The 6,654-nt window shown below is 67.5% G+C and carries 7 protein-coding genes; 4 read left to right on the top strand and 3 right to left on the bottom strand.

The features are described 5' to 3' along the window. Positions 1 to 1,006: tRNA preQ1(34) S-adenosylmethionine ribosyltransferase-isomerase QueA (queA, locus tag QAR72_RS05070; protein WP_304616279.1), on the bottom strand; the 1,006-nt coding region annotated here is incomplete at its 3' end. Between the two features lie 118 nt (positions 1,007 to 1,124). Here queA and QAR72_RS05065 point away from each other — a divergent pair. Next, entirely contained in the window at positions 1,125 to 1,418 is a 294-nt protein-coding gene (locus QAR72_RS05065) for a (2Fe-2S)-binding protein (protein WP_304616278.1), read from the top strand. Next, positions 1,366 to 1,851 carry a bacterioferritin gene (gene bfr / locus QAR72_RS05060; protein ID WP_304616277.1) on the top strand — a complete coding sequence of 162 codons (486 nt, stop codon included), beginning with the start codon at positions 1,366 to 1,368 and terminating at the stop codon, positions 1,849 to 1,851. Before QAR72_RS05065 ends, bfr begins: the two co-directional genes overlap by 53 nt. A 112-nt stretch (positions 1,852 to 1,963) precedes the next feature. Here the strand turns inward: bfr and QAR72_RS05055 are convergent, their stop codons facing one another. After that, positions 1,964 to 2,638 (bottom strand): HAD-IA family hydrolase, encoded by a 675-nt coding sequence (locus tag QAR72_RS05055; protein WP_304616276.1) that lies wholly within the window; start codon positions 2,636 to 2,638, stop codon positions 1,964 to 1,966. A gap of 112 nt (positions 2,639 to 2,750) precedes the next feature. Here QAR72_RS05055 and glmU point away from each other — a divergent pair, with 112 nt between their 5' ends. Continuing rightward, positions 2,751 to 4,094, top strand: coding sequence for a bifunctional UDP-N-acetylglucosamine diphosphorylase/glucosamine-1-phosphate N-acetyltransferase GlmU (glmU, locus tag QAR72_RS05050; protein WP_304616275.1), 1,344 nt, complete (start codon positions 2,751 to 2,753; stop codon positions 4,092 to 4,094). After that, a complete protein-coding gene (gene glmS, locus QAR72_RS05045) occupies positions 4,094 to 5,911 on the top strand; it encodes a glutamine--fructose-6-phosphate transaminase (isomerizing) (RefSeq protein ID WP_304616274.1) in 1,818 nt (605 codons plus the stop codon). Before glmU ends, glmS begins: the two co-directional genes overlap by 1 nt. A 27-nt stretch (positions 5,912 to 5,938) precedes the next feature. Here the strand turns inward: glmS and trmB are convergent, their stop codons facing one another. Further along, positions 5,939 to 6,652, bottom strand: a complete 714-nt coding sequence (gene trmB / locus QAR72_RS05040) for a tRNA (guanosine(46)-N7)-methyltransferase TrmB (RefSeq protein WP_304616273.1) — start codon at positions 6,650 to 6,652, stop codon at positions 5,939 to 5,941. Positions 6,653 to 6,654: the final 2 nt, after the last annotated feature.

Below are 6,654 nucleotides of genomic sequence, written 5' to 3'. Positions count from 1 at the left end.
GATAACGCTCGCGGACGGCATGTCCATAGAGATCCATGATCTTTTCCGCCCCCATCAGCGCCGAGACCAGCATCATCAGGGTCGATTTGGGCAGATGGAAATTGGTCATCAGCCCGTCCGTCACACGAAATTGAAAGCCGGGATAGATGAAGATGTCGGTCGCCCCGTCAAAGGGCGCGACCTGCCCCGGCCCGGTCGCCGCCGATTCGATCAAGCGCAACGCGGTGGTGCCGACCGGGATCACGCGCCGCCCTTCGGCCTTGGCGCGATTGATCTGGGCGGCGGCCTCGGGCGTGATGAAGCCACGCTCGGCATGCATCTTGTGCGTGGTCACGTCCTCGACCTTGACCGGCAGGAAGGTGCCGGCGCCGACATGCAGCGTAACATGCACGAATTCGACACCGCGCGCAGCCAGCGCCTCCAGCAGCGGCTGGTCGAAATGCAGACTGGCCGTGGGCGCTGCGACCGCGCCGTTCTGGGCGGCCCAGACGGTCTGGTAATCCTCGTGATCCTGCTCGTCCGGGGCCCGGAGCGAGGCGATATAGGGCGGCAAGGGCATCGCCCCCACCTGCCGCAGCGCCGCGTCAAAGGCATCGCCCTCGGCGTCAAAGACCAGCCGCAGCCCGGTCTCGTCAAGCTGGGCCACGGTGGCGGACAGGTCGTCGCCGAAACGGATCACCTCGCCCTGCCTGAGCTTGCGCAAGGGCTTGGCCAGCGCCTGCCAGCCCTCGGCAGAGGGCTCCAGCAGCGTGACCTCGATCCCGGCCACCGCATCGCCCTGCGGCGTCGGCCGCGTGCGCGTGCCGTTCAGCCGCGCGGGGATGACGCGCGTATCGTTCAGCACCAGCAGATCGCCGGGCCGCAGCACCATAGGCAGATCGCTGACGCGGCGGTCGGCGACAGCCCCGCCCTCGGCATGCAGCAGCCGGGCCGAGCTGCGCGGACGCGCAGGCCGGGTCGCGATCAGCTCATCGGGCAGGTCGAAGTCGAAATCGGACAGTTTCATGCGCCCGCTTCTGCGTTCTCCGCGCCGCTCCGTCAAGCAGCCGTGATCTCCAAGTAAAAAACTCGACCTTTACACAACCGACAAAATCAGTCAGTTTCTGCGCCGACAGGAGCCCGCCATGATCGTTTGCCATTGCACGCAGATTTCGGATCACGACATCCACGCCGCCATCGACTGGATGCGCGCCTCCGATCCCGAAACGATCATCACGCCGGGCAAGATCTACCACGCCCTTGGAAAGCGTGCCGATTGCGGCGGTTGCATGCCGCTCTTTCTGGACACCATGCGTGCTTGCGATAAGCTGGGGGTTGCACCGCCGATTTTGCGGCCCCGGACAGACAGCAAGAAGGAAGCCACCCATGAAGGGCGACGCCAAGGTCATCGAATATCTGAACGCCGCGCTGCGGTCTGAACTGACTGCGGTCAGCCAGTACTGGCTGCACTATCGCCTGCAGGAAGACTGGGGCTTCGGCCGGATCGCCGCGAAATCGCGCGAGGAATCCATCGAGGAAATGCACCACGCCGACAAGCTGATCCAGCGGATCATCTTCCTCGAGGGCCATCCGAACCTGCAGAAACTCGACCCGCTGCGAATCGGCCAGAACCTCCGCGAGACGCTGGATTCGGACCTCGCCGCCGAACATGACGCCCGCACCCTTTATATCGAGGCGCGCGATTACTGCGACAGTGTGGGCGATTACGTCAGCAAGAACCTCTTCGAGGAACTGATCGCGGACGAGGAAGGCCATATCGACTTCCTTGAAACCCAGATCGGCCTCTACGACACGATCGGCGCCCAGAATTACGGCCATCTCAACGCCAAGCCCGCGAACGAGGCCGAATAGATCCGCTCACCTGAGCCGGACCAAGGCAAGGGCATCCCGACTTTGCCATGGTTCAAATATCCCGGGGGGAATCGCGCTTGCGCGATGGGGGGCAGCGCCCCCCTCTTCCAGCCTATCCAAGCCAGTCCCGCGCCAGATCCGGCAGCGCGTCGAAATGATCCAGCAGCGCCTCGGGCGCCAGGCGCTCGATCCCCTTCCCCTCCGGCCCGAACGAGACCAGCGCGACCCTGACCCCCGCAGCCGAGGCCGTCCGGCGGTCCGTTTCCGTATCGCCCACCAGGAAGGACCGCTCCACGGTCCCGCCCGCGCCCTCGACCGCCGCCCTATAGGGCCGGGGATCGGGCTTTCGGACCGGCAGCGTATCTGCCCCGATCATTGCGCCGAACCGGTCCCGCAGGCCCAGCTCGCGCAGCAGCGCCTCGGCCAGGGCTTCGGGCTTGTTCGTGCAGACCGCCAGCCGATGCCCCTCCGCCTCCAGCCGGTCCAGGGCGGCCTCGACCCCGGGATAAAGCCGCGTATGAACCGCGATCGCCTCGCCGTAATGGCCCAGCAGGCGGGAATAATCCTCGTCCTCGGCGCCGGGCGGCAGCAGGATGTCCGACCCGATGCGCGCATAGCCCGCCCGCAGCATGGCCCGCCCGCCCTGAAAGGCGATCAGCGCATCGGCCATCGGGTCCAGCAGATCGCCCATCCCCCGCGCCCGAAAGCAGGCATTCGCCGCCGCGACCAGATCGCCCGACGTGTCCGCCAGCGTCCCGTCCAGGTCGAAGACCACCGTTCCCGCCATCTGCATCCTCCGAAACGATCCGAAAACAAAGGTGAATGCGCCAGACCTAGCCAGCGCCCCCCGCCCCGATTAGAACGCCCCTGACAAAAAGCAAACAGTGGAAGAGGCAGGCATGACCGAAGACGCGGTGGCAGTGGTGATTCTGGCGGCGGGTCAGGGCAGCCGGATGCAATCGGACCTGCCCAAGGTCCTGCACCGGCTGGGCGGCGTGCCCCTGGTCGGCCATGCCCTGACGGCCGCGCGCAGTCTCGATCCCGAACAGATCGTCGTCGTCACCGGCCACGGCGCCGAGGCCGTCGGCAAGGCGCTGGCGAAGCTCGACCCCGAGGCCGCAACCGCGCTTCAGGCCGAACAGCTGGGCACGGGTCACGCGGTCCGGCAGGCCCTGCCCGCGCTGGAAGGCTTCGAGGGCCGCGTGATCATCCTCTATGGCGACACCCCCTTCATCGCCGAGGACACGCTGGCCGCCTTGGCCAGCCACCCCGCCGATCTGGTGGTCTTGGGCTTCGAGGCCGAGGATCCCGGCCGCTACGGTCGCCTCGTCGTGACCTCGCGCGGGCTCGAACGCATCGTCGAATGGAGGGATGCCGACGCCGCCAAGCGTCAGATCGCCCTGTGCAATTCCGGGGTGATGGCGATGCAGGCAAGCCTTCTGCGCCAGCTTCTGCCGCGCCTGACCAACGACAATGCGGCGGGCGAATACTACCTGACCGACCTTGTGGCCCTGGCCCGGGCCGAAGGGCTGCGCGCCGATGTCGTCACCTGCGACGAAGAGGAAACGCTCGGCATCAACACCCGGGCCGAACTCGCCCGCGCCGAGGCGCTGTTCCAGGCCCGCGCGCGCGCGCGCGCGCTGGAGGACGGCGTGACGCTGACCGATCCGGGCAGCGTCTGGTTCGCGCTGGACACGGTGATCGGCCGCGATGCGGTGATCGGCCCGAACGTGGTCTTCGGCCCCGGCGTCACCGTGGAATCGGGCGCCGAGATCCTGCCCTTCTGCCATCTGGAAGGCTGCCATGTCAGCGCCGGCGCCACGGTCGGTCCCTTCGCCCGCCTGCGCCCCGGCGCGGAACTGGGCGGCGACGTCCATGTCGGCAATTTCGTCGAGATCAAGAACAGCGTGCTGGACGAGGGCGTCAAGGTCGGCCACCTGACCTATCTGGGCGACGCGCATGTTGGCGAGCACACGAATATCGGCGCCGGCACGATCACCTGCAATTACGACGGCGTGATGAAGCACCGCACAACGATCGGCCCTCGTGCCTTCATCGGCAGCGACACGATGCTGGTCGCGCCCGTCCATGTCGGCGCGGATGCGATGACCGGTTCGGGCAGCACCATCACCGAGGACGTGCCCGACGGGGCCCTGGCCATTGGTCGCGCGAAACAGGCGACCAAGCCCGGTCTGGCCCTACGCCTGATGGCGGCGCTGCGTGCGAAGAAGGAAACCCGCTGATGTGCGGCATCATCGGCATCCTGGGCAGCCATGAAGTCTCGCCCCAGCTCGTCGAAGCGCTGAAGCGTCTTGAATATCGGGGCTATGACAGCGCGGGCGTGGCGACGGTGGATGGGTCGGGGCGGCTGGACCGCAGGCGCGCGGTGGGCAAGCTGGTCAACCTCAGCGACCGGCTGGTCCACGAGCCCCTGCCCGGCCATTCGGGCATCGGCCATACCCGGTGGGCCACCCACGGCGCCGCGACCGAGGTGAACGCCCATCCCCACCGCTTCGGCCGCGTCGCGGTCGTCCATAACGGCATCATCGAGAACTTCCGCGACCTGCGCGCCGAGCTGGAAACGCTCGGCATCCAGCCGCAATCGCAGACCGATACCGAGACGGTCGCGCTCTGGACCGGGCATCACCTCGATCAGGGCCTGACCCCGCTGGAGGCCGCGCGGGCGACACTCGCGCGGCTCGAAGGCGCCTTCGCGCTGGCCTTCCTGTTCGAGGGTGAAGCCGACCTGATGATCGCCGCCCGCCGGGGCAGCCCGCTGGCCATCGGCCATGGCACGGGCGAGATGTATCTGGGCTCGGACGCGGTGGCGCTGGCGCCCTTCACCGACCGCATCACCTATCTTGAGGATGGCGACCACGCGGTCCTGACCCGCGCGGGCGTGCAGATCTGGGATGCGGCGGGCCATCAGACGCATCGCGGCACGGCCCGCATCGATGTCGGCTCGACCGCCATCGACAAGGGCGGCTATCGCCATTTCATGGCCAAGGAGATCGCCGAACAGCCCGCCGTGATCGGCAATGTGCTGAACCATTACCTCAAGGGCGACCGGATCGTGCTGCCCGAGGGGCTGGATTTCGCCGCCATCGACCGGATCACGCTGGTCGGCTGCGGCACGGCGCATCTGGCCGGCCATGTGGCGAAATACTGGTTCGAGCAGCTGGCCGGCCTGCCCTGCGACATCGACGTGGCCTCGGAATTCCGCTACCGCGAGCCGCCCCTGTCGGATCGCAGCCTCTTCGTCGCGATCAGCCAGTCGGGCGAGACTGCCGACACGCTGGCCGCGCTGCATTATGCCCGCGACAAGGTGGCGCGCAGCGTGGGGCTGGTCAATGTCGGCACCTCGGCCATCGCGCGCGACGCCGATCTGGCGCTGCCGACGCTGGCGGGGATCGAGGTCAGCGTGGCCTCGTCCAAGGCCTTCACCTGCCAGCTGGCGGTTCTGGCAGTGCTGGCGCTGGAAGCGGCCCGCGCGCGGGGCCGGATCGACGATGCCGCCCTTGCCGCGCATCTGCGCGACCTGCGCGCGGTGCCCGCGCTGATCGCGCAGGCGCTGGCCCTGTCGGACGAATGCCGGGTGCAGGCCGAATGGCTGGCCCAGGCGCGCGACGTCCTCTATCTGGGGCGCGGCGCGCTTTATCCAGTGGCGCTGGAGGGGGCACTGAAGCTCAAGGAACTCAGCTACATCCACGCCGAGGGCTACGCCTCGGGCGAGCTGAAGCACGGGCCCATCGCGCTGATCGACGGCGATGTGCCGGTGGTGGTGCTGGCGCCGCATGACGCGCTGTTCGACAAGACGATCTCGAACATGCAGGAGGTGATGGCCCGCCACGGCCGCGTCCTGCTGATCTCGGACGCGGGCGGGATCGCGGCGGCGGGCGAGGGCGTGACGGCCAGCCTGGCGCTGCCGCAGGGCGGGGGCGTGTTCCAGCCGATGCTCTATGCCGTGCCGATGCAATATCTGGCCTATCACACCGCCGTCGCAAAAGGCACCGATGTGGACCAGCCCCGGAATTTGGCGAAATCCGTCACCGTGGAATGAGAAAAGGCCCGCAAGCGCGGGCCTTTTTCATATGCGGCGAAATGTGACGTAATGAGGCGCGCGCCCTTCGCGCAGGGCCTTCTGCTCGTAGCGGGTGCTGATCCAGTCCTCCCACGGCTCGGCCGTGTCCGCGACCAGCTCGAAACCCGCCAGCGGCACCTCCTCGCGGGCCTGCCGGATGTAATCGGGGATGTCGCTCGCCACCCGGAACACCCCGCCCGGCTTCATCACCCGCGCCAGAGGCAGCAGATGCTCGGGCGTGACGAACCGGCGGCGATGGTGGCGCGCCTTGGGCCAGGGATCGGGATACATCAGGAAGGCCCGCTCGATGCTGGCATCGGGCAGCACGTCCATCAGGTCGCGCGCGTCGCCCGGATGGACGCTGACATTGCCCACCCCCGCCGCCCGGATCTTGCCCAGCAGCATGGCGACGCCGTTGATGAAGGGCTCGCAGCCGATGATGTTGATACCCGGATAGGTCGCGGCCATGTGGACCATGTGCTCACCCCCGCCGAACCCGACCTCCAGCCAGATCGGGCGGTCATTGCCAAAGATCGCCTGCGGATCGATGGGTGTGCGGTCCGGATTGTCCTGGATGGTGATGCCGCGCGGACGCAGATCGCCCAGGTCCTCGGACAGATAGCCCTTCTGGCTCTGGCGCAGGGTCTTGCCATGGCGGCGGCCATAGAAATTGCGCCGCGGCGGGTTCGGGTCAAAGGCTGATTTGGTCTCGTCGCTCATGG

It is taken from the genome of Paracoccus sp. (in: a-proteobacteria) (genome assembly GCF_030604785.1).
Lineage (GTDB): Bacteria > Pseudomonadota > Alphaproteobacteria > Rhodobacterales > Rhodobacteraceae > Paracoccus.
This window is presented reverse-complemented; position numbering and strand designations above follow the sequence as displayed.